The following is a 20,062-nucleotide window of genomic DNA, read 5'->3' on the forward strand; positions in this document are numbered from 1 at the left end:
CATATTTTGCTGTTATGTCTATTATTTTGCGAAGGCAATATGCTACTAAGCTAGCAACCGTACTCATATTTGGCATTTTTTGCCCACAGGGTATTTCCTGGGGAACCGACAACAGCCTTAGGGTCCCGCGCGGCGCCGCTCCCTCCCAGCATCCGCCGACGTTTACCCAGATAAAACCTGCCAAAATAAACCTGTCCCTTTTTGGTAGGTTTCGGGGTGACAAGGGCTTGCACTTTAGCGTGCGACAGCGGATAATGCCGAGCATTCGACAATACGCTTATTGCTCTTTCTATAGATTGAGGAGACCCCTATGGCCATGGAATTCAAACGCAGGCTGCCGATCCCCATGGAGATCCGCGAGGAAATGCCACTTTCTGCCGAGCTTACCGCCAAAAAGCAGGCATTTGACGCCGAGGTCGCCAAAGTCTTTACCGGCGAGGACGCACGTAAGGTGCTCATCATCGGCCCGTGCTCTGCCGACCGCGAGGATTCGGTGCTCGAGTATATGAACCGACTGGCCAAGACCGCCGAAGAGGTCAAGGACAAGCTCATCATCATTCCGCGCGTCTACACCAATAAGCCGCGCACCAAGGGCACCGGTTACAAGGGTCTTCTGCACAACCCCAACCCCGAGGCTCCCGACGACCTGCTCGAGGGCGTCAAGGCCATCCGCCATATGCACCTGCGCGTTATTGAGGAAACGGGCTTCTTCACCGCCGACGAGATGCTCTATCCGTCCAACTACCAATACCTCGTTGACCTGCTGAGCTATGTTGCCGTGGGCGCACGCTCGGTCGAGAACCAGGAGCATCGCCTGGTGTCGAGCGGCATTTCGGTGCCCGTCGGCATGAAGAATCCCACTGCCGGCTCTACCACCGTTATGCTCAACTCCATTTTCGCCGCGCAGGCGCACCAGAGCTTCATCTTTCGCAACTGGGAGGTCGAGTGCGACGGCAACCCGCTCGCACACGCCGTTATGCGTGGCTACATCGGTCTCGATGGGCGCACCTACCCCAACTACCACTACGAACACCTGGAACGCCTGGCCGAACGCTATACCGAGCATGCCGGCTATGCCAATCCGGCAGCGGTCATCGACTGCAACCACGACAACTCGGGCAAGCGTCCGCTGGAGCAGTATCGCATTTGCAAGGAGGTGCTCGACAGCTGCCGCCGCAACGAGTCCATCTCCAAGCTGGTCAAGGGCTTTATGATCGAGTCCTACCTGGAGGACGGCAACCAGCCGGTCGACGGCGGTGTCTTTGGCAAGTCGATCACCGACCCGTGCCTGGGCTGGGAAAAGACCGACTACCTCATCCACGAGATCGCGGAACGGGTGTAGGTTACGGCGTTTTACCAAACGCCGTAACGGCTCGACGCTGCGCGGGCCGCATTTGGACAATCTGACGTTCAACTTCAAGGGCGCGACCAGAAGGTCGGCGCCCTTTCGTTTCACGTCACCTTGTCTCAAATGCGACCCGCTCGCTGTCCGTCCTCTACCTGCGGCGTTGTCTTGCTCCGGATGCGGCAGTTAGGGACGTTCCTTTTCTGCCGGCAGTCTGGGACATTCCTTGGTGTTGCCGTTGGGGACGTTCTTGCTTGACTAGTCAAACAAGAACGTCCCCAACGGCCAGTCGTTTAAGAACGTCCCCAACGACTACCGGGGGAGTTGCCTTCCCTCGTGGCGGTCTTCTAGCAGAAAAACCAAGTGAGTAGGCTTTTTTCAGGAAGCCAAGCACGCCCCAAAACATCACTGCCCTGACCTGCGGTTTTATTGAGCATTTGTCCCGATGTGCTCGGCAGGTTCAAAAAAGTCTACTCACTTGTATCTGAGACGCACCAGGTTGGCAAAAACCGCCGCGAAAGGGCCCCTGGTCCCTTCGCGGCGGTCATACGCCTCTGATTTTGCGACGATTTTGCCCGCTTGTTACTCGCTGTAGCGGGTGGCGATGGCGGCTCGCACCATGCCGGTACTCATGAGGTAGGTCACCAGGAAGTAGCCACCGTATGCTGCCAGGAAGATTGCACAGGTGAGGCCAACGGTGCCGCCGATGCTCATATTTCCGAAAATACTCACCAGCTCGATGATCACCTTAAGTGCCACAAAGGAGTGCGCCAGGCCCACTGCCAGCGGGAACAGGAAGAATACCGCCTGCTGTGCCATCACCGAATGGCGAATCTGGCGGTCGTCGCAGCCAATCTGTGCCAGCACACGATAGCTGCGGCTACCGTCGGCCACGTTGGAGAGTTGCTGAATCGACAGAATCGCCACGCATGCAACGACCAATACAAAGCCGATGTAGATGGCTAGGTAGCTAATAAGACCGTTCATTTGCGCTGCTTGCGCGTACATCTCGGAGCGTGTGATGAAGGTTCCCCACGACCCCGGCTCCTTGCCGTCAACGAGCAGATTGTCGAGCACAGTGTATTTAATACTCTCGTCTGCCTCGGTCGTATCCATCCCCTGTTTGTAGTTAACGAGCAGACTACTGGAATACGGCTGCAGATTAAGTTGGGACAACAGCTCGTCGGCAACGACGACGGTACCCGGATTACTGCCCATCGCCGAGTTGGCGATGGCCGCCGTATCTTCGTCCGACTTATCGGCTGCGGGCTTGAGCTCATGCCCGCCCAAGGTGAGGGTATGGCCGCCAGCCATATACTTGGTGTACATGTCGACCAGCTCGCCGCCCATATCACACGTGAGCAGATACTGGTCGTGACCGATATGCACCGGCTCCTCGCCCATCATCTGACGCAGTTTGTTGTACTGGCTCGCCGGCGTCACAAACAGACCCATCGCATCGGCATTGCTACCCCCGAACGCCTTGGGAAGCTTTTCGCCCATGATCTTGCACATCTCACTTGGGGTCACCGAAGGATCCGAACCGCCAAACGGGTAACTCAGATACGAATCGATCTGCACATGCTCACCGGCAACATCGGCGATATTGACCTTCTTGCCGGTCTCGTCGTTGTTGTCCGCCGACTTGCCCTTAATACCGTCTGCAACGTTATCGTGATCGATACGATCGCCGTGCCATGCGGAGTACAAATCGACCGTACTATCGGCCAGCACCATTCGATCGGCCTCAGACGGATTGACGTACTCTTTGTAGTAGTCGAGCGTATCGGGCGTGTAATAGACATACGTCTGAGACACGTCAACAGGGTTATAGCGCTCCAGGTTTTCGTTCATCACGTTGGCAATCGACATACCGCACGTCACCGAGGTGATGGCCAAAAACAGGAGCATCGCGATGACGCCCATCGAAAAGCACACCGTGTTGACCTTGGCCGCAAGCTGGCGCACGGTAAACATGTTGAGGCCGCGCCAATACACGCCGCGCAGGCTCTGCAGCAGCTTGATGAGCATGCCCGAGAGTCCCCAGAACAGGGCAAAGGTGCCCACGGTAACCATAGCGGTCGTAATACCAAACTGGTTCATGGCCTCTTGCAGCTTGCTGTCCGTCGCGGTTAGCGGGAACCCATCACGTAGCAGACGGTAATAGGCCACGCCCACAAGCACCACGCCCACGGCAAAAATGGCAATCGCGATCCAGGGGTTGCGTGTCTTGATGCTCTCGTTGCGGCGCTCGGCACCCATAAGCTCGATGAGTTTGGTACGACGCACGGCGCGAAGGTTCAGCAGTAGCGTGAGCACAAACATTACGAGCATGCAAGCAAGGGTCAGGTTGAACGCATGCACCGAGAAAAAGAAGTGGAAATTGGCGATCTGTGTCTTAAAGAGCGAGGCCGTAAAGAACGTCATGAGCTGGGAGAGTCCCACACCCAGCACAATGCCGGCGACAAAGGCCACGACCGATACTATCACGGTCTCGAGCGCCATGATCGTGGCGACGCGCCCGCGCCCCATGCCGAGCACCTGGTACAGGCCAAACTCCTTCTTGCGGCGTTTCATGATGAAGTTATTGGCATACACCATCAAAAAGGCCATGACACCGGCCAAAAAATACGTCAGGTTGCCGAGCATGCTGCCCATAACCTGCGCCAAGCCCTTTTCATCGATGCCGGCGATGTCGACCTGCATCGAGATGGTGTTAAAGGCATAGAAGACCGTGACGCCCAGGGTGAGCGTCAAAAGGTAGACGAGGTAGTCGCGGCCGGCGCGGCGGACGTTGCCCCAAGCGAGTTTACAGAGCATCGGAGCCCTCACCGCCCATCATGGCAACGACCTCCATAATGCGGTCGAAGAACTCTCGGCGGTCGATGTCGCCGCGGCGCAGCTCGGTGAAGATCTTGCCGTCGCGAATAAACAGCACACGGCTCGTGTAGCTGGCGGCAAAGCTGTCGTGCGTGACCATGAGCACGGTGGCGCGTAGGCGGCGGTTAAGGGCCTCCAGGCTCTCGAGCAGCAGACGAGCGCTTTTAGAATCGAGGGCGCCGGTGGGCTCGTCGGCCATGATCATGGTGGGGTCGGTGACGAGCGCGCGAGCCGCGGCAACGCGCTGCTGCTGACCGCCGGACATCTGGTAGGGATACTTGTCGAGCACCTGGCTGATGGACAGGCGCGCTGCCACATCCTGCACGCGAGTCGAGATCTCTGCCGAGTTTGTGCGGGCGATGGTGAGCGGCAGGACGATGTTCTCGCGTGCCGTGAGCGTATCGAGCAGGTTGGAGTCCTGGAAGATAAAGCCGAGCTCCTCGCGGCGGAACTGCGAAAGCTTAGCCTGCTTCATGCGCGTCACGTCCTGCCCATTGATGCGGATCGTGCCACTTGTGGCGCTATCGATGGTCGAGACGCAGTTGAGCAACGTCGACTTACCCGAGCCCGAAGCGCCCATGATGCCAACAAATTCGCCGCGGTTGACGGTAAAGCTGACGTCGTTGAGCGCGCGGGTCACGTTGCCCAGCGCTCCATATACTTTTTCGAGATGCGCGACCTCCAGTACCGGGGTCGCCATGTGCGTGGTTTGCATACCGAGTCCTTTCTTGCGATTAGTCTACGGCATCTATAGTCGCAAGAAGACGAGTCGGCTACCATCGATATGGCTTACGCTTGCCTTACCGTTGTGTAAGGTACGGGTAGCTACCCTGTCACGTGTTGATGTTGAGAGAGGACTCCTGTTGAAGACTGTTCATGTTGCCGCTGGGATCATTCGCAAGGATGGATCTGACGAGCTGCTTGCCGTGCAGCGCGGCTACGGCGACATGCAGGGACTTTGGGAGTTCCCCGGCAGCAAGCTCATGCGCGGCGAGACGCCCGAAGACGCCGTGCGCCGCGAGCTCATGGAAGAGCTGCAGGTAAAAGTCACCAACCTGCGCGATTTCTACACCGTTGAGTACGACTACCCCGATTTTCATCTCTCCATGGAGTGCTACTACTGCTCGCTCGCCGATGAATCCGATGAACCCCAGAAGCATGACCGCCAGCTCGATATCCGCTGGATTCCGCGCACCTCGCTTGCCACCGTTGAGTGGATGCCCGCCGACAAAGGGCTCATTGATGCCCTGATTGAGTTGAAGGAAGATCGGCTTGAGGCTAACGGCGCCAACGACACCGAGTCCACCACAGCCGACGAGCCCGTTACCAAGCCCAAGCGCAAAGCCAAGCGCCGCAGCAAAAAGCGCCCCAAGCCCGGCCTGCTGGACGGCATCGACACCTCGGACCTTTCCGCTGACGAGCGTGAGCTCGTGCGCCGTCGCGCCGCCATCAAAAAGTCCATGAAGGGCAACAAGCGTGCGAACACCAAGCCCGAGCTGCTCGTTCGCCAGCGCCTGCGCGCCGCAGGCCTTACGGGATACCGTCTGGAATGGAAGGTGCCCGGAAAACCCGACATCGCCTTCCCCGGGCGCAAGATCGCCATCTTCGTCAACGGCTGCTTTTGGCACCGCTGCCCCAAGTGCAACCCTAGCCAGCCCAAGCGCAACGTTGAGTTTTGGGAGGCAAAGTTCCGTCGCAACGTCGAGCGCGACCACGCTGCCGTGGCAGCACTCACTCAAATGGGCTGGACGCCCATAACCATCTGGGAATGCGAGCTCAAAAAAGACCACATCGACGCCACGATGGAAAAGGTCATCGAACAAGTACGCGCCGCCGCACCGCAGCGCTAGGAACGAGCCGTCCACACGCCCCACACAGGCAAGCCACATCCGTGCCACAAACCTTAGAAAGCCCTTAAGCCCAAAACCTTTCAAGAGTGTTACTCGATAGCTTTTACCTGCGGTTTCATCGCAACGTCAAACCTCATTAAGCCTTTCTTTAGCACTTCTTTGCAGCAGCCGCGGCATAATACTGCCAACGCACGGGACCTAGCAGCATACCCCGTGCGCAACCTTTTGGTGGACATCGAGGAGGCCGCATAAGCATGCATTCTTCCAATGACGCAGCACAGCAGCCATCCCTAAAACATGCAGACCTTTTCTCCTTCCCCCCGACACAGAGAAACGGCCTCCTCGACTCCCCCACCACAAAAGCCAAACGCTCAACCGACCAGAGCCACAACTTGCGAGCATCGTTCGATAAGCTCCAAGCATCCCTAGACAAAACCTTCCCCAACCAAGCCCGGGCATACTAACCCCTCATCAACAAAGAAGCCCTGACGCCCCACCCATTTCCGGCCCAACGCCACAAGGGCGACGACCTCGAGTAGGTCAACCTGGGAGGGACGAGGGCTTAGTTCCCCAATCTTTCCGCAGGGGGCAAAAAGCCTCGCCGCACGAAGTGCGCAGCGAGGCTTTTTGCATGCCCGAGGACGATTGGGGAACTAAACCCTCGTCCCTCCCCGGGATATGTAGCGAGTCGGAGTACCCTTGCTGTTACTCTGCTTTGCCCACAGAGTTGAGGTTGGTCATGCGGATCTTAACCAGCTCGGTGATCTCACGCATGCCCTCCTTGGCCGGCTTCTTGGGGTCGAAGCAGGCGGGGTTCTCGGCCATGTAGGCCATGAAGCCCTTGGTGTAGGCCTGACGCAGCTCAGTGGCGTAGTTGACCTTGCAGATGCCGTTCTTCACAGCCTCGGCAACCTGCTCATCGGGCACACCGGAGGTGCCGTGCAGAACCAGCGGCACGTCGACGGCGTCGCGGATGGCCTTGACCACGGACTGCTCGATGTGCGGATCGCTCGTGTACACACCGTGGCTGGTGCCAACGCCAATAGCGAGAGAGGTGCAGCCAGTGCGCTCGACGAACTCCTTGGCCTCGGCCGGATCGGTGTAGGGGCTCTCGCCCTCAACCGCGGGACCGTCGTCCTCCTTGCCGCCAACCTTACCGAGCTCAGCCTCGACGGGCACGCCCATGGCGCGGCCAGCGTCGGCGACGGACTTGGTCAGGGCGATGTTGTCCTCGAAGGACTCGTGCGAACCGTCGATCATGACAGAGGTGTAGCCGGTGCGGAAAGCCTGCATGCAGCGGTCATAGCCATCGCCGTGATCGAGGTGCAGAGCGACGGGCACGGAAGCGCGCTCGGCGGCAGCCTTGACCATGCCGTAGAAGTAATCCAGACCAGCGGTCTTGATGGTGCCCGGGGTGGTCTGCATGATGACGGGGGACTTGGTCTCCTCGGCAGCGGCCAGAACGGCCATAACAAACTCGAGGTTCTCGACGTTGAACGCGCCGACGGCGTAGTGGCCGGCCTGAGCGTCCTTGAGCATCTTTTCGGTGGTAACAAGTGCCATGAGCGTTTGCTCCTCTCCCTCGCCCGCATCTGGACATCGGGCGTAGTCGTTCACAAGGCGTTTTACCTTGCGTTTTACTGCGTTCATTGTATGAAATTCAGCGGCTTTGCACGTGCGAGATATTGAGCCCATGCAGGTCAATACCGTCGTTTTTGAAAAGTAAACGGAAGGAATTTGAGCCGAGTTGACATGTTCGATATTGAATTTTGAGCGTTCAGCGTCTTTCTTTTATAGAAAAGATAAGTAATCGAAAGGTGTTTTCTTACTCAAAAAGAAAATGAACGAAAATGAAGTCAACACAATTCCTGCAAATTTAGTCGAGAATGGAGCCACCATGGCCCATGCAACAACCCGTGCTTTTGCCGACGAACGCCGTACCGCCATTATGGAAATGCTCGATCATAACGCCTCGGTGCAGGTAGCAGAAATCGCCCAGACCTTTGGCGTGTCCTCCGTCACCGCCCGCGCCGACCTGGACGCGCTCGCCGAAGCAGGCAAGCTGCACCGCACGCACGGCGGTGCCGTCTCGCTCCACAAACGCCTGACCGTCTCCACGCAGGATCGCCGCATCAATGTCAACGTCGCTGCCAAGCAGGCCATCGCGCAAAGCGCCATCGAGCTTGTTAATGACGGCGACACGCTGCTCGTCGACTCGGGCACCACGGCGCTCGAGTTCGTCCGGCTCCTCGATCAGCGCGACGGTATCACCGTCATCACGGCAGACATTACCATTGCCGATTACATCGACGAGAGCATGCCCTCGGTCGATGTCGTCATGCTGGGCGGGGCGCTGCGCAAAGGCCATCGTTATTTGTACGGACCGCTCACCATGCAGGCGCTCCAAATGGTCCATGCCGATCTGGCCGTCATGTGCCCCGGCGCCTTTGTCTCCAGCTGCGGCTTTACGACCGACTTTCCCCAGATGGCCGAGACTAAAACGGCTATGATCGCCGCGGCCCATCAAAGCGTCGCCCTCATGGACGCCAGTAAGGTCAACGGACGCGGCATGTACCGCTTTGCCGAGCTTGCCGACGTCGACACCATCGTGATGGACCGTGATCCCGATCATGCCGTCGCCACCTCAATCGCCGAAGCCACTGACAGCGCACGTCCAGCCCTCATCATCGCCGGCGCTTAAACAAAAACCACCACAAAGGTGCCTGTCCCCTTTGTGGTGGTTTTGATGGTTGAGCGTCAAAAGTGAACGTGTCGCTACTTGGAGAGCTCGTCGGCGAGGGCCTCGATCTGGGCGCGCGAGGCGTCGTTGAGCGAGCCCAGCACAGTCACCTTGTTCTGCGTCAGGGTGATGTCCTTCATGCCCTCGAGCTCCTTGGTCATAACCTTGGCAGCTGCGGGCGCCCAGGAGCCGGCCTCGACGAGTGCCACCGTACGATTCTGATAGGCATGCTCGGCAAGCGTGTGAATAAAGGTGCTCATGAACGGGAAGATCTCGCCCTGATAGGTGATGGAGGCGAGCACCAGGCGGTCATAGCGGAACGCGTCCTCAACGGCCTCGGCCATATCGTCACGAGCCAAGTCAAAGACGGAGACCTTCTGGCCGCGGGCCTCGAGCGCAGATGCGAGCTCCTCAACGGCGGCCTTCAGGTGGCCGTAGACGCTCGCGTAGGCGATCGTGATGCCCTCGTCCTCGGGCTGATAGCTCGACCAGGTGTTATAGGTGTCGAGGTAGTAGCCCAGGTTCTCGGTCAGCACGGGGCCGTGGAGCGGGCAGATGATCTGGATGTCCAGGTCGGCGGCCTTCTTGAGAACGGCCTGCACGAACTTGCCGAACTTACCGACGATGCCAAAGTAGTAGCGGCGAGCCTCGCAAGCCCACCCCTCGGGATCCTCGATGTCGTTGGCGCCAAACTTGCCAAAGCCGTCGGCACTAAAGAGCACCTTGTCGGTGGACTCGTAGGAGAAGATCACCTCGGGCCAGTGAACGTTGGGGGCGCCGACAAACGTTAGGCTGTGACCGCCCAGATCGAGCACGTCGCCCTCTTTGACGACCATCTTGCGCTCGGGGTAGTCGGTGCCAAAGTAGTTGACCATCATGCGAAAGGCGCCCATGCTGGCCACAATCTGTGCCTGGGGATAGCGCTCCATAAAGGCGGCGATACCGGCGGAGTGATCGGGCTCCATGTGATGGACGATCAGGTAGTCAGGCGTACGGCCATCGAGCACGGCCTCGAGGTTGCCGAGCCACTCGTCAACAAAACCGCCGTCGACTGAATCGGCGACAGCGATCTTTTCGCCCAAGATAACGTAGCTGTTGTATGCCATACCGTTCTCGGACACATCGTACTGGCCCTCGAACAGGTCAATGTCGTGATCGTTGACGCCAATGTAGCGGATATCCTTGGTGATCTCCATCAGGCAAAGCCTCCTAGATAGACAAAAGAACCCGTCTATCATAACACTCGCCTTTAGAGCCACAGCCATCTGCCGGCATCCTTACCGATTGTTATTGAAATGCGATAAAGCGCCGTTTACCTGCACAAACTATGCGCGCGGTATCGCCGTGCTATGTCGAATGATGAGCTGGCCGGGAATACGAATGGCAACGGTTTTGCCCGCCGTACCCGCCTCGGGAACTGCATGCTCGAATACCTCGCGTCCGCGCTGATGTAGATCGAATCGCACGGTCGTGAGCTCGTTGTGCGCCACAAAATCATCGAGCGAATCGTCGACGCCCACCACGCTCACGTCCTCGGGCACGCGCAGGCCGCTATCACGCAGTGCGGCAATCACGCCATTTGCCATCTGATCGTTTGCCGCATAGATCGCCGTCATGGTGTGATCGTGCTCGGCCAGGTACCTGCCGGCCTCGTAGCCGCTGTTGGCAGACCAGTCGCCCTCGAGCGGCTCTGCCGGCTCGATGTGTTTACGCTCGAGCGCATCCTGCCAACCGGCGCGACGAAATTGCTCGTCGACCGAGAATGACGGGCCACCAATATAGCGAATTTGCTCGTGCCCCAGCTCAAACAGATGATCCATGAGCAGCAGCGAGCAGCCGTAATGGTCGGAATCGACTGTGGTCACCCGCGGATGCGCATACATGGTAACGATGACCGTGCCAATGCCCGGCAGTGGATCAAACGTCTCAAAATCGGGCGCCATGCGACTCATGCCGATAATGATGCCGTCCACGGGCAGCGCGGCCATACGGCGCGTGGCCTCGGCAAGCGAAAACTCCTCGGTCTTGGACATCTCGACCAGCGTGATAGCGCAATTATGCTCGCGAGCAGCGCTGGCGATGCCGTCGATCATTGAGAGGTTGCCAAACTTGGTGACATCGTTGACGCACAGGCCGACCGAATGGTAACGGCCGTCGCGCAGCGAGCGACCGGCATAACTCGGGCGAAAGCCGAGCTCTTGCATAGCGGCCTGTACGCGCTGGCGCGTCTGCTCGTTAACGTTGGGCAAGCCGTTGGCGACGCGCGAAACCGTCTGCTGCGAAACGCCAGCAGCACGGGCGACGTCGGCCATGGAGACCGGACGCGAACTGGTATCGTTGGACGGGCGCCTTGCCACAGGATCACCTTCACCCTTGCGAAATCTGAATAGCGTGAATGTCGGCCCGAGCGGAAACACGCCCCGCACCGAGGCCCGCTATCGTGGGACGCATGTTAACGTACTCTACTTTTTCTATCAGCGGTTCTTTTGCTCCATATGTCCATACAGCCACACCGTTCACGGCCGAAAATCTACCGATTACCAGATTCTCAAAAAAGGAGATACGTTGTGTTATGAGTACGTTAACATACCCTTTAACGTGCGGTGCCGCGACCGTCTGGTTTGTGGTGCTCAAAATTGTTAACGTACTCATAACGGCGCAAAACTTACCCGTACGCGCCAAGGAAAGGACTCCGATGACCACCCCCGACGAAAAGACACTCGCCACGCTCACCAAGCTGTTTGAGGAGGAGTTTGGGCCCATCGGCGATCGCCAGGTGCTCTATGTGCACGCGCCCGGCCGCTCCGAGATCAGTGGCAACCACACCGACCACGAGGGCGGCCACGTCATCGCCGGCTCACTCGATGTCGCTGTCGACGGCATCGCCGTGGCAACCGACTCCAACAAGGTCCGCGTCACCGACGAGGGCTATCCCACGTTTGAGATCACGCTCGACACGCTGGGTATTCAAGAGTCCGAGAAGGGCACGTCTGCGAGCCTCGTCCGCGGCATGGCCCACGAAATCGCTGCTCTGGGCGTTGAGCCCCTGGGCTTCGACTTCGCCTTCACCTGCTCTGTCCCCTCGGGCGGCGGCCTTTCGAGCTCTGCTGCTGTCGAGGCGGCATACGGTCGCGCCATGGAGACGCTCTGGGGCGCACCCGCCATCGAGCCCGTCGCGCTCGCCCAGATGAGCCAGCGCACCGAGAACAACTACTATGGCAAGCCCTGCGGTCTGATGGACCAGGCCGCTGTGTGCCTGGGCGGCCTTGCCTACATGGACTTTGAGGACCAGGCTCAGCCTAAAACCCAGAAGCTCGAGCTCAATTTTGAGGATCACGGTTATGCGCTCGTGCTCGTTAAGGTTGGCGCCGACCATGTGGCAGCTACCGACGACTACGCCGCCGTTCCGCGCGAGATGCAGGACGTCGCTGCCGAGTTTGGCAAGGCACGCCTGTGTGAGGTAAACGTGGCGGACTTTGACGCCAAGCTCCCCGAGCTGCGCGCCAAGCTGGGCGACCGTGCCTGCCTGCGCGCCGTTCACTACTGGTACGAAAACGGCCTGGTCGACAAGCGCTGGGCAGCGCTCAACGCCGGCGACATCGACCAGTTCCTGGTCCTGACGCGCGAGTCCGGCGCCAGCTCTGCCATGTACCTGCAGAATGTCGTTGCCAAGCTGGGCTCCGAGCAGCCTTCCATGTACGCCCTGGCACTGGCCGAGCATGTCCTCGACGGCCGAGGCGCCGTCCGTATCCACGGTGGCGGCTTTGGTGGCACCATCCAGGCCTTCGTGCCGCTCGACCTGGTCGACACCTTCATCGCCAAGATGAACGGCTGGCTGGGCGAGGGCTCTGCCCGCCACTACGCAATTTCTGACAAGGGGGCTTACGCGGCATGGCTGTAATGACTGACGTGCGCGAGGCTGCGCAGAACCTGATCGAGTACGCTATCCACCGATCGATGATCGGACAGGACGACCGCATCTGGGCCTACAACACCATTTTGGAGTGCATCGGCGCCACGGGCCCCGCGCTCGACATGGCCTGGGCGCTCCAGGTTGAGAAACTCTCGCTCTTGCACCCCGATACACTCCCCGACTTTGACCTAGAGGGCACGCTTGCCGCGCTTGCCGAGGCCGCCGTTGCCAACGGTACTGCCGAGGACACAGCATCGGGCCGCGACCGCATCGCCATGCGCATCATGGGCGCGCTGATGCCGAGGCCTTCGGTTGTAAACGAGGAATTCAACGGCCGCATGGGCGTCGACGAGCCCCGCGCCGCGACCGACTGGTTCTACGGCCTATGCTGTGACGCCGGCTACGTGCGCCGCGCCGCCATCGCGCGCAACATCAAATGGAGCACCCCCACCAACTGGGGCGACCTCGAGATTACCATCAACCTGTCAAAGCCCGAAAAGGACCCGCGCGATATTGCCGCGGCCGGCGCCGCCAAAAACACGGGCGAGAAGTATCCCGCCTGCCAGCTCTGCATCGAAAACGAGGGCTATCCCGGACGCTCCGCTGCAGCCGACGGCGGCGCCCATCCCGCCCGCCAGAATCTGCGCGTTATCCCTATTAAGCTCGACGGCGAGCGCTGGGGCTTCCAGTACAGCCCGTACGCGTACTTTAACGAGCACTGCATTGCCATGAGCTCCGAGCATCGTCCGATGCACGTCGACCGCAAGGGCCTGACCTGCCTGCTCGACTTTGTCGACCTGTTCCCGCATTACTTCATCGGCTCTAACGCCGACCTGCCCATCGTGGGCGGCTCGATCTTGTCGCACGACCACTTCCAGGGCGGCGCGCACGAGTTCCCCATGATGCATGCCGCCGAGGTCTCGCAGTTTAGCGTGCCCGGTTTTGACCAGGTCACCGGCACTGTGCTGCAGTGGCCACTCTCGGTACTGCGCCTGCGCTCGCATGACCGCGCTCAGCTACTCGACGCTGCCGAGAAGATTATCCTCGCCTGGCGCGAGTGGACCGACGAGTCCGTGGGCGTTATCGCACACACGGCCGACGGCGTGGCCCACAACACCGTGACGCCCGTCATTCGCCGCGTGGACTCCCGCGGCAACGCCGGCGGCGAAATCTACGAGGCCTACCTGGCGCTTCGCTGCAATATCACGACCGACGAGCATCCGCTGGGCGTATTCCACCCGCATGCCGAGTACCACCACATTAAAAAGGAGAACATCGGCCTGATCGAGGTCATGGGCCTGGCAATTCTGCCGCCGCGCCTGGTTCCCGAGCTTGGCGCTGTCCGCGAGCATCTGCTGGCAGCCAAGGCCGATGCCAGCTACGACCTTGCCGGTGCGCTCGAAGGCGATGATCTTTGCCGCAGCCACGCCGCATGGGCCGAAGATGTTTTTGCCCGCCGTGCCAACGAGCTTACGGCGGACAACGCCATCGATATCCTGCACGAGGAGGTCGGCGTGGTGTTTGGCCACGTGCTCGACAACGCCGGCGTCTTTAAATGGGACGAGGCAGGACGCACCGCCCAACAGCGCTTTATCGACTCGCTATAGCATGCGAGCTCGAACGCACGCACTCAACAAATAGCGTCTACACGACAACGGCGCCCGCCGGCAACATCGCCGACGGGCGCCGTTTTTGAGTGTAGTCATTGGGGTCATTCTTAAGGGGCGTTCTTAAACGACTAGTCATTAAAGAGCGTCCCCAATGACTACTTGCGACCAAGGCAACGCCGGTGTCTTGGCAACGACAGCGAAAACGCCCCTAAGCGAGCAAGGTGACGTGAAAGAGGAGGGCATTGACCTTTTGGTCATGCCCGACGATTGAACGTCAGATTGCCGCTTAGGGGCGTTTGCAGAGTCGCGCCGTTACGCGGTTTGGTAAAACCGCGTAACCCTACAGTTCAGTCACGACAACGCTGTTGTAGACCTCGTCCCAGCGGTCCATGACCAGGTGGCCGGTCTTGGGATCCATGGCGTTGAGCTTGCCGCAGGTATTGGCGGTCTTGAGCACCGTGACGTCGTCGGCACCAGCAGCAATGGCATGCGCAAAGCCGGCGATGGTCGAGTCGCCGGAACCCGTCGCGTTCACAGCCGCAATCGCGGGCGTCTTGGCGCGGAATGCGCGACCCTCATGGAAGCCCACCGAACCGGCAGCGCCCATCGAAACGACAACCCAGGGGATGCCGGCAAAGCGGCCATCGGCGGCAAGCGCCTCGCGCAGGGCATCGACATCATCGGTCGTAAAGGACGTACCCAGCAGGCCGTTAATCTCGGTCAGGTTGGGCTTTACGAGCTCAGGCTTAGCGTCGGACTCAAGCGCGGCCTCCAGCGATGCACCCGAGGTGTCGAGCAGCACCCTGGCGCCCGCCTTCTCGGCGATCTTGACGAGCTCGGCATAGTAGCCGGCATCGACGCCGCGCGGCAGCGAGCCCGAAAGCGTCACAACGTCCGCCTTCGCTGCAAGCTCGGCGAACTTGGCCGTAAAGGCCTCGAGCTCGGCCGGGGCGATCTGCGGGCCGCTCTCCAAAAGCTCGGTCTGATTACCCTCGTGCAGAATATTCAGGCAAATGCGCGTCTCACCAGCGATGGGCACAAAGTCGTTCTTGACGCCATCGACATCCATGAGCTCGGCCATATAGGCACCCATGTGACCGCCGAGCAGACCGGTCGCGAGCACATCGTCGCCCAACTGCAGCAGCACACGGCTCACGTTGAGGCCCTTGCCGCCAGCGGTCTTTTCGGGCGTCACACGGTTAACATCGTCGATGATCAGCTTATCGAGCTGATAGCGCGTATCAATCGACGGGTTCATGGTAACGGTCAGAATCATATTGAACTCCTGTTTCCGGGGCACGACACGCGCGGCCCCAAACATACGATAGCTCGTTAAAGGATCTCGATCTCAAAGCCGCGGGTGACGGTCTCCCCCGGCTTGGCCACCAGGCAGCCGCGCTTGTGCTCCAGAATATCGTCCTCGTCGGAGCAGGTGGACAGGCCGCCCCACGGTTCCACGGCCACAAAGTCGCCCTCGGGCTTGCTCCACACAATCAGGTACGGCATATCGGGGAACGTCAGGCGCACGCCCTTGTCCTCGGTCTTCTTGGTCAGCGTAACCACGCGGCTCTCGAGCACGTCAAAGATGGTCTCCGCGAAGTCGAAGAGCTCGTGGGTCAGCGGCAGGTTCTGGTCGATCATGGGGTTCTTGCTGCGATGCTCAACATCAATCAGACCCGTCGAAGGAACGGCAGTACAGAGCTCGGCGGCCTCGCGCTGATCAAAATGGAGCTCGTAGTCGTCATAGGACTCGCCCTCGTCAAGCGGGCACTTAAAGCCAGGGTGGCCACCCACAAAGAACGGCATGTCCTCGGTGCCCTCATTGGTCACCTCGTACGACACGGCCACCTTAGCCGCATCGATCGTGTAACGAGCAACGATCTTAAACGGATACGGGTACTGCTCGAGCAACTCGGCATGGTCGGTAGAGCTTAGGCTCAGCGCAACCATGTTGTCGCTCTGTTCCTCGAGCTTCCACTCCTGTTTGCGCGCAAAGCCGTGGCGGGCGAGCTTGACCTCGCGGCCGCCCATGGTCATTGCGCGACCGTCACGAAGACCGCCGCAGATCGGGAAGCAAATAGGCGCCTGGCCCGACCAGACCGCCGGATCACCCTGCCACAGGTACTCACGGCCGTTGGCCGCAATAGAAGTGAACGACCCGCCCGCCGTGCTCAGTGCCACGCGGATAGAACCGTTATCAAGAACAAACTCCATAGGAGCCTTCCCTTTCTTACGACAGCCCGCCAAGTCAGTGGGGCTGATAGCAAACCGGCCCGCGCCCCCTCACAGAAACGCGAGCCGTCAACGGACTAGTTAATTACGCCGGATACCCGCTAATCATGGTATTCGCCGCGGTCCCACTTCTCGAGGAACTCGTCAAAGAAGTGCGGGTCAGCCTGAGCCTCGGCGTCGGCCTTGTTGCAGGCATCGATCTTGGCGATCAGGGCATCGTGCTCGGGGGTCTTCTCGTAGGGCTCCTCCAGGAAGGCAAGCATGATATCGGCCATCAGGAACTCGCCGGTGATCTTGCCGCCAAAGCCCACGATGTTGGCGTTGAGCTCGCGACGGGCATACAGGGCAGAGGTCATGTCGCGGACCAAGGCGCAGCGGACGCCGGGAACCTTGTTGACGGCGTTGGTGATGCCGATGCCGGTACCGCACAGGGCCACGCCAAAGTCGGCCTTGCCGCTGGCAACAGCCTCGCCCACGGCCTTACCGTAGATGGGGTAGTGCGTACGGGTGTGGCTGTAGGTGCCGCAGTCGAGCACCTTGTAGCCAGCCTGCTCCAGGCGGTCGGCCAGATAGATCTTCTCGTCCGTAACGATATGGTCGCAACCGATTGCGATGGTCTTCTTCATCAGAACGTCCTTTCGTCTGAATTCACAAGTTGAGGTAGAAGTTCGAGTTCTCGGTGGCTCTCGTTAGGCCATCTTGTTGAGCATGTCGACACGGATCTGGTGACGGCCGCCGGCGTACTGGGCGCGCAGGAACTCGCGGGCGATCTTCTTGGCGACCTCGGTGCCCACAACGCCCGGGCCCATGGTGACCATGCGCGAGCCGTTGTGCTCGCGGGTCATGTAGGCAGAACGCTCGTCGGAAATGTTGGCGACGACCATGCCCTTTATCTTGACGGCGGCCATATAGGAGCCGACGCCGTACTTATCGAATGCGAAGCCCTGGGAATCCTTGTGCTCCAGCAGGTCCTTGGCAACGGCGGTCGCGGAATCGACAAAGTCCGCGGCAGGGGTCTCGGAATAGTCGACGACCTCGTGACCGTCGGCGATGAGCATCTCCTTGATGGACTCCTTCATCGACATACCGTCGGCATCGGAAGCGATTACAACCCTCATGACATCCTCCTTGAGAGATACGCAGGTGCGTAGTTTCTGTTTGGAAGTGTTGAATCGCGTTCAGGTCCGGGCATCTGAATGTGCGGTTCTTCACTGTTCGTGTTTATTTAAACACATTCGAACATCAACTGCAAGAATTATTTGTTTATCTTTGTTCTTTTTTGAACAAATACCGTTCACGGATGATTGCTGACCGTTTGAGCCCGGCGCGGACGTAGCGACCGCGTATTCAACAAACAAAAGGGCGGCCGAGAACGTGTCTCGGCCGCCCTTCTTACAGTTGATCTTCCAAAGAACGCTTTGCCGCCTACTCAGACTGCTTGCCCTTCTTGGCGTGCTTGGACGGAGCACTCAGAAAGCGGCCCGTCAAATAGTTCGCCGGGCCGGAAATATCAATCCCCAGTAGCGTGTGTCCCAGCCACAAAAACGCCGCGAGCACCAGCAGCGGGATAACGCACGAGGTCACGATCATCACAATGACGCCTTCGATGAGATCGGTCACTTGCTGCACAATTTCATCGGTCATCTGCTTGGCGCCGCTGGTCACCGACGTGACGAGGCCCGAGGCACCGTCGGCAAGCTGCTCGAGCACGCTCTTGGACTCTGCGGACTCGGTCTTTTTCTTGCTTGTTTTGGAGCTATCGCTATTTGCCGCACTCGCAGCGTCGGCCGCCTTTTGCTCGGCCGCCTCGATGCTAACGCGATACGTTTCGTCGACCTTCTGCGACACCCAAACGCTTGCAGGCACCAACGCCATGCCAATTATGGCGACCACCAGCACACGCGTTGCCACGCGGCGAATGACTGCGCTCGTGCTCCAGCGTCCGTGAATGCCAAGCGACACCGCGAAGAGTACGAGCGAGAACGGAATCAGGATGCCCAGCCCGACCGACCATAAAATGGTCAGCAGATATTTTTCGAGGTAGAGCACGGCAAGCACGATACCCAAGTTACCCGAAAGCTGCGCGAGCTGCTCGGCAACCGGCGTTCCCGTATCACCCGGCAGCGCGGTAATGCCCGCAGACAGCGCCACGCACGAGGTTGTGAGCGCCAAAACATTGCCCTTCTTTTGATCGATGACCTCGATGGTGGAGTCCCAAGTCTTAGTATCGGCAAAATGCGGACGAGCTACAAAGCCCGACAACAGCGCCAGTACCACGAGCGCAACGATAAAGCCAATCTGCAGCTTTTTGTTTGCGCACACGACATCGGACAGGCTGGGCTGCAGCTCGGTTACCGTCGTATGCTCGGTTATCTGGACAGGACGCCCATGAGCCATCTCGTGCGCATCTGTCTTTTGAATCAATCCGTTGTCCGGCATTTGGACACCTCCTCATTCCGGCCTGCATTGCGGATGGAAGTATACCCACCCATCGAAAAACCGAACGGGAGGGCGTGCAGAAGCTCCAAGACTGCCCCCAACGACTAGTCGTTTAAGAACGTCCCCAATGACTGTCTCGGGATGAGTTGCGGTGAAATAGGGATTGTTTTGCGCCCGCCGGCCCCTATTCAGTCCCTATTTCACCGCAACTTGGAGGAAGACAGAAAAGCCCTGCCGCGGATAGTGAACTGCGCCCCAAATCTTGGACGCCCTAAATAGCGACTAGGCCGCAAGGGCCTGATTCCGGTACTCCTCCGGGGTCAGGCCCTTCAATCTTACCTGCCTCCGGCTCGTGTTCCAGTGGACTATGTATTCCTCCAGGCCGCGTTTGAAATCCTCGAACGTCTTCCACTCGCGGCCCCTGTAGAACTCGTCCTTGACGTGGCCGAAGAGCTGCTCGGTGGCGGCATTGTCGATGCAGTTCGCCTTCCTGGACATGCTCTGGACGATACCGGCGGCCTCGAGCCTGGATGTGTATGAGGCGTGCTGGTACTGCCAGCCCCGGTCCGAGTGCATGGTCGGGGCGGCGCCCTCGGGGATCTTGGACAGCAGCTCGTCGAGCATCCTCACCTGCTGGGCCATGTCGGGCGTGGTCGATATGTCGCTCGCCACGATCTCCTTGGTGCAGAAGTCCGGCGTCGGGGCCCAGTAGGCCTTGCCGCCAGCCACCTTGAACTCGGTGACGTCCGTCCCCAGCTTCTGCCACGGGGCCCCGGCGTCGAAATCCCTCGCGATCACGTTCTCGAACGTTCTGCCGACGACGCCCCTGTACGAGTTGTACCTGTGGTAGGCCGTCTCGCGTCTGATGCCGCAGCGAATCCCCATCTCGCGCATCATCTTGAGCACGGTCTTGTCGGCTATCACGGCCCCCTCTTCCGCCCTGAGGCACATCGCTATCTGCCGGTGCCCGCAGCCGTTGGCGGTGCGCGAGAAGATCTCGGCGGCCGCCTCCCGGAGCTCGGGGCGCGTGGGCCTCGGCGGGTGCGCGAGGGC

At 59.5% G+C, this 20,062-nt stretch carries 16 protein-coding genes; 5 read left to right on the forward strand and 11 right to left on the reverse strand.

What is annotated here, in order from left to right:
• Positions 1–310 precede the first annotated feature (310 nt).
• The gene (locus tag AAAX75_RS05705; RefSeq protein ID WP_349091384.1) at positions 311–1,342 is read left to right on the forward strand and encodes a 3-deoxy-7-phosphoheptulonate synthase; all 1,032 of its coding nucleotides are present in this window, start codon (positions 311–313) and stop codon (positions 1,340–1,342) included.
• 585 nt (positions 1,343–1,927) lie between these two features.
• On the opposite strand, the gene AAAX75_RS05710 is transcribed toward AAAX75_RS05705, so the two are convergent.
• Both AAAX75_RS05710 and AAAX75_RS05715 read right to left on the reverse strand, forming a co-directional pair.
• Positions 1,928–4,165, reverse strand: a complete 2,238-nt coding sequence (locus tag AAAX75_RS05710) for an ABC transporter permease (RefSeq protein ID WP_349091385.1) — start codon at positions 4,163–4,165, stop codon at positions 1,928–1,930.
• Positions 4,155–4,940, reverse strand: coding sequence for an ABC transporter ATP-binding protein (locus AAAX75_RS05715; protein ID WP_349091386.1), 786 nt, complete (start codon positions 4,938–4,940; stop codon positions 4,155–4,157). Before AAAX75_RS05715 ends, AAAX75_RS05710 begins: the two co-directional genes overlap by 11 nt.
• Before the next feature lie 148 nt (positions 4,941–5,088).
• On the opposite strand from AAAX75_RS05715, the gene vsr reads away from it, so the two are divergent.
• Positions 5,089–6,075 (forward strand): DNA mismatch endonuclease Vsr, encoded by a 987-nt coding sequence (gene vsr, locus AAAX75_RS05720; protein WP_349091387.1) that lies wholly within the window; start codon positions 5,089–5,091, stop codon positions 6,073–6,075.
• A 705-nt stretch (positions 6,076–6,780) separates the two neighbouring features.
• Here the strand turns inward: vsr and AAAX75_RS05725 are convergent.
• Entirely contained in the window at positions 6,781–7,638 is an 858-nt protein-coding gene (locus tag AAAX75_RS05725; protein WP_022095149.1) for a class II fructose-bisphosphate aldolase, read from the reverse strand.
• Between the two features lie 334 nt (positions 7,639–7,972).
• Between AAAX75_RS05725 and AAAX75_RS05730 the strand changes: the two genes are divergently transcribed.
• Positions 7,973–8,776: a DeoR/GlpR family DNA-binding transcription regulator gene (locus AAAX75_RS05730; protein WP_349091388.1), complete on the forward strand. Its 804-nt coding sequence runs from the start codon at positions 7,973–7,975 to the stop codon at positions 8,774–8,776.
• 74 nt (positions 8,777–8,850) lie between these two features.
• Here the strand turns inward: AAAX75_RS05730 and AAAX75_RS05735 are convergent, their stop codons facing one another.
• Both AAAX75_RS05735 and AAAX75_RS05740 read right to left on the reverse strand, forming a co-directional pair.
• A complete protein-coding gene (locus tag AAAX75_RS05735) occupies positions 8,851–10,011 on the reverse strand; it encodes an FprA family A-type flavoprotein (RefSeq protein ID WP_349091389.1) in 1,161 nt (386 codons plus the stop codon).
• Between the two features lie 129 nt (positions 10,012–10,140).
• Positions 10,141–11,127 (reverse strand): LacI family DNA-binding transcriptional regulator, encoded by a 987-nt coding sequence (locus AAAX75_RS05740; RefSeq protein WP_349091397.1) that lies wholly within the window; start codon positions 11,125–11,127, stop codon positions 10,141–10,143.
• 383 nt (positions 11,128–11,510) lie between these two features.
• Here AAAX75_RS05740 and AAAX75_RS05745 point away from each other — a divergent pair, with 383 nt between their 5' ends.
• Together AAAX75_RS05745 and AAAX75_RS05750 are read left to right on the forward strand one after the other, a co-directional pair.
• Positions 11,511–12,716, forward strand: coding sequence for a galactokinase family protein (locus AAAX75_RS05745; RefSeq protein WP_349091390.1), 1,206 nt, complete (start codon positions 11,511–11,513; stop codon positions 12,714–12,716).
• Positions 12,707–14,335: a UDP-glucose--hexose-1-phosphate uridylyltransferase gene (locus AAAX75_RS05750; protein WP_349091391.1), complete on the forward strand. Its 1,629-nt coding sequence runs from the start codon at positions 12,707–12,709 to the stop codon at positions 14,333–14,335. The genes AAAX75_RS05745 and AAAX75_RS05750 overlap by 10 nt, the downstream gene beginning before the upstream one ends.
• Positions 14,336–14,678: 343 nt before the next feature.
• On the opposite strand, the gene AAAX75_RS05755 is transcribed toward AAAX75_RS05750, so the two are convergent.
• The 6 genes from AAAX75_RS05755 to AAAX75_RS05780 all read right to left on the reverse strand — a co-directional run.
• The gene (locus AAAX75_RS05755; protein WP_349091392.1) at positions 14,679–15,614 is read right to left on the reverse strand and encodes a hexose kinase; all 936 of its coding nucleotides are present in this window, start codon (positions 15,612–15,614) and stop codon (positions 14,679–14,681) included.
• A 56-nt stretch (positions 15,615–15,670) separates the two neighbouring features.
• Positions 15,671–16,552: an aldose 1-epimerase family protein gene (locus tag AAAX75_RS05760; protein WP_349091393.1), complete on the reverse strand. Its 882-nt coding sequence runs from the start codon at positions 16,550–16,552 to the stop codon at positions 15,671–15,673.
• A gap of 119 nt (positions 16,553–16,671) precedes the next feature.
• A complete protein-coding gene (gene lacB / locus AAAX75_RS05765; RefSeq protein WP_349091394.1) occupies positions 16,672–17,196 on the reverse strand; it encodes a galactose-6-phosphate isomerase subunit LacB in 525 nt (174 codons plus the stop codon).
• A gap of 63 nt (positions 17,197–17,259) precedes the next feature.
• On the reverse strand, positions 17,260–17,688 hold the full coding sequence (gene lacA, locus AAAX75_RS05770) for a galactose-6-phosphate isomerase subunit LacA (RefSeq protein WP_006234830.1): 429 nt from the start codon (positions 17,686–17,688) through the stop codon (positions 17,260–17,262).
• 307 nt (positions 17,689–17,995) lie between these two features.
• Positions 17,996–19,009: a hypothetical protein gene (locus AAAX75_RS05775; protein WP_349091395.1), complete on the reverse strand. Its 1,014-nt coding sequence runs from the start codon at positions 19,007–19,009 to the stop codon at positions 17,996–17,998.
• A gap of 282 nt (positions 19,010–19,291) precedes the next feature.
• Positions 19,292–20,062 (reverse strand): IS3 family transposase (locus tag AAAX75_RS05780; RefSeq protein WP_349091396.1); only part of this gene is annotated, 771 nt, incomplete at its 5' end.

It is taken from the genome of Collinsella sp. CLA-ER-H7, from assembly GCF_040092345.1.
Taxonomy (GTDB): Bacteria; Actinomycetota; Coriobacteriia; order Coriobacteriales; family Coriobacteriaceae; genus Collinsella.

Coding starts and splice junctions, on each gene's coding strand:
- AAAX75_RS05740 (WP_349091397.1), bottom strand. CDS start 11,127: ATGGCCGACGTCGCCCGTGCTGCTGGCGTTTCGCAGCAGACGGTTTCG.
- AAAX75_RS05735 (WP_349091389.1), bottom strand. CDS start 10,011: ATGGAGATCACCAAGGATATCCGCTACATTGGCGTCAACGATCACGAC.
- AAAX75_RS05755 (WP_349091392.1), bottom strand. CDS start 15,614: ATGATTCTGACCGTTACCATGAACCCGTCGATTGATACGCGCTATCAG.
- AAAX75_RS05750 (WP_349091391.1), top strand. CDS start 12,707: ATGGCTGTAATGACTGACGTGCGCGAGGCTGCGCAGAACCTGATCGAG.
- AAAX75_RS05725 (WP_022095149.1), bottom strand. CDS start 7,638: ATGGCACTTGTTACCACCGAAAAGATGCTCAAGGACGCTCAGGCCGGC.
- lacA (WP_006234830.1), bottom strand. CDS start 17,688: ATGAGGGTTGTAATCGCTTCCGATGCCGACGGTATGTCGATGAAGGAG.
- AAAX75_RS05730 (WP_349091388.1), top strand. CDS start 7,973: ATGGCCCATGCAACAACCCGTGCTTTTGCCGACGAACGCCGTACCGCC.
- AAAX75_RS05760 (WP_349091393.1), bottom strand. CDS start 16,552: ATGGAGTTTGTTCTTGATAACGGTTCTATCCGCGTGGCACTGAGCACG.
- AAAX75_RS05710 (WP_349091385.1), bottom strand. CDS start 4,165: ATGCTCTGTAAACTCGCTTGGGGCAACGTCCGCCGCGCCGGCCGCGAC.
- AAAX75_RS05715 (WP_349091386.1), bottom strand. CDS start 4,940: ATGCAAACCACGCACATGGCGACCCCGGTACTGGAGGTCGCGCATCTC.
- AAAX75_RS05705 (WP_349091384.1), top strand. CDS start 311: ATGGCCATGGAATTCAAACGCAGGCTGCCGATCCCCATGGAGATCCGC.
- AAAX75_RS05745 (WP_349091390.1), top strand. CDS start 11,511: ATGACCACCCCCGACGAAAAGACACTCGCCACGCTCACCAAGCTGTTT.
- lacB (WP_349091394.1), bottom strand. CDS start 17,196: ATGAAGAAGACCATCGCAATCGGTTGCGACCATATCGTTACGGACGAG.
- AAAX75_RS05775 (WP_349091395.1), bottom strand. CDS start 19,009: ATGCCGGACAACGGATTGATTCAAAAGACAGATGCGCACGAGATGGCT.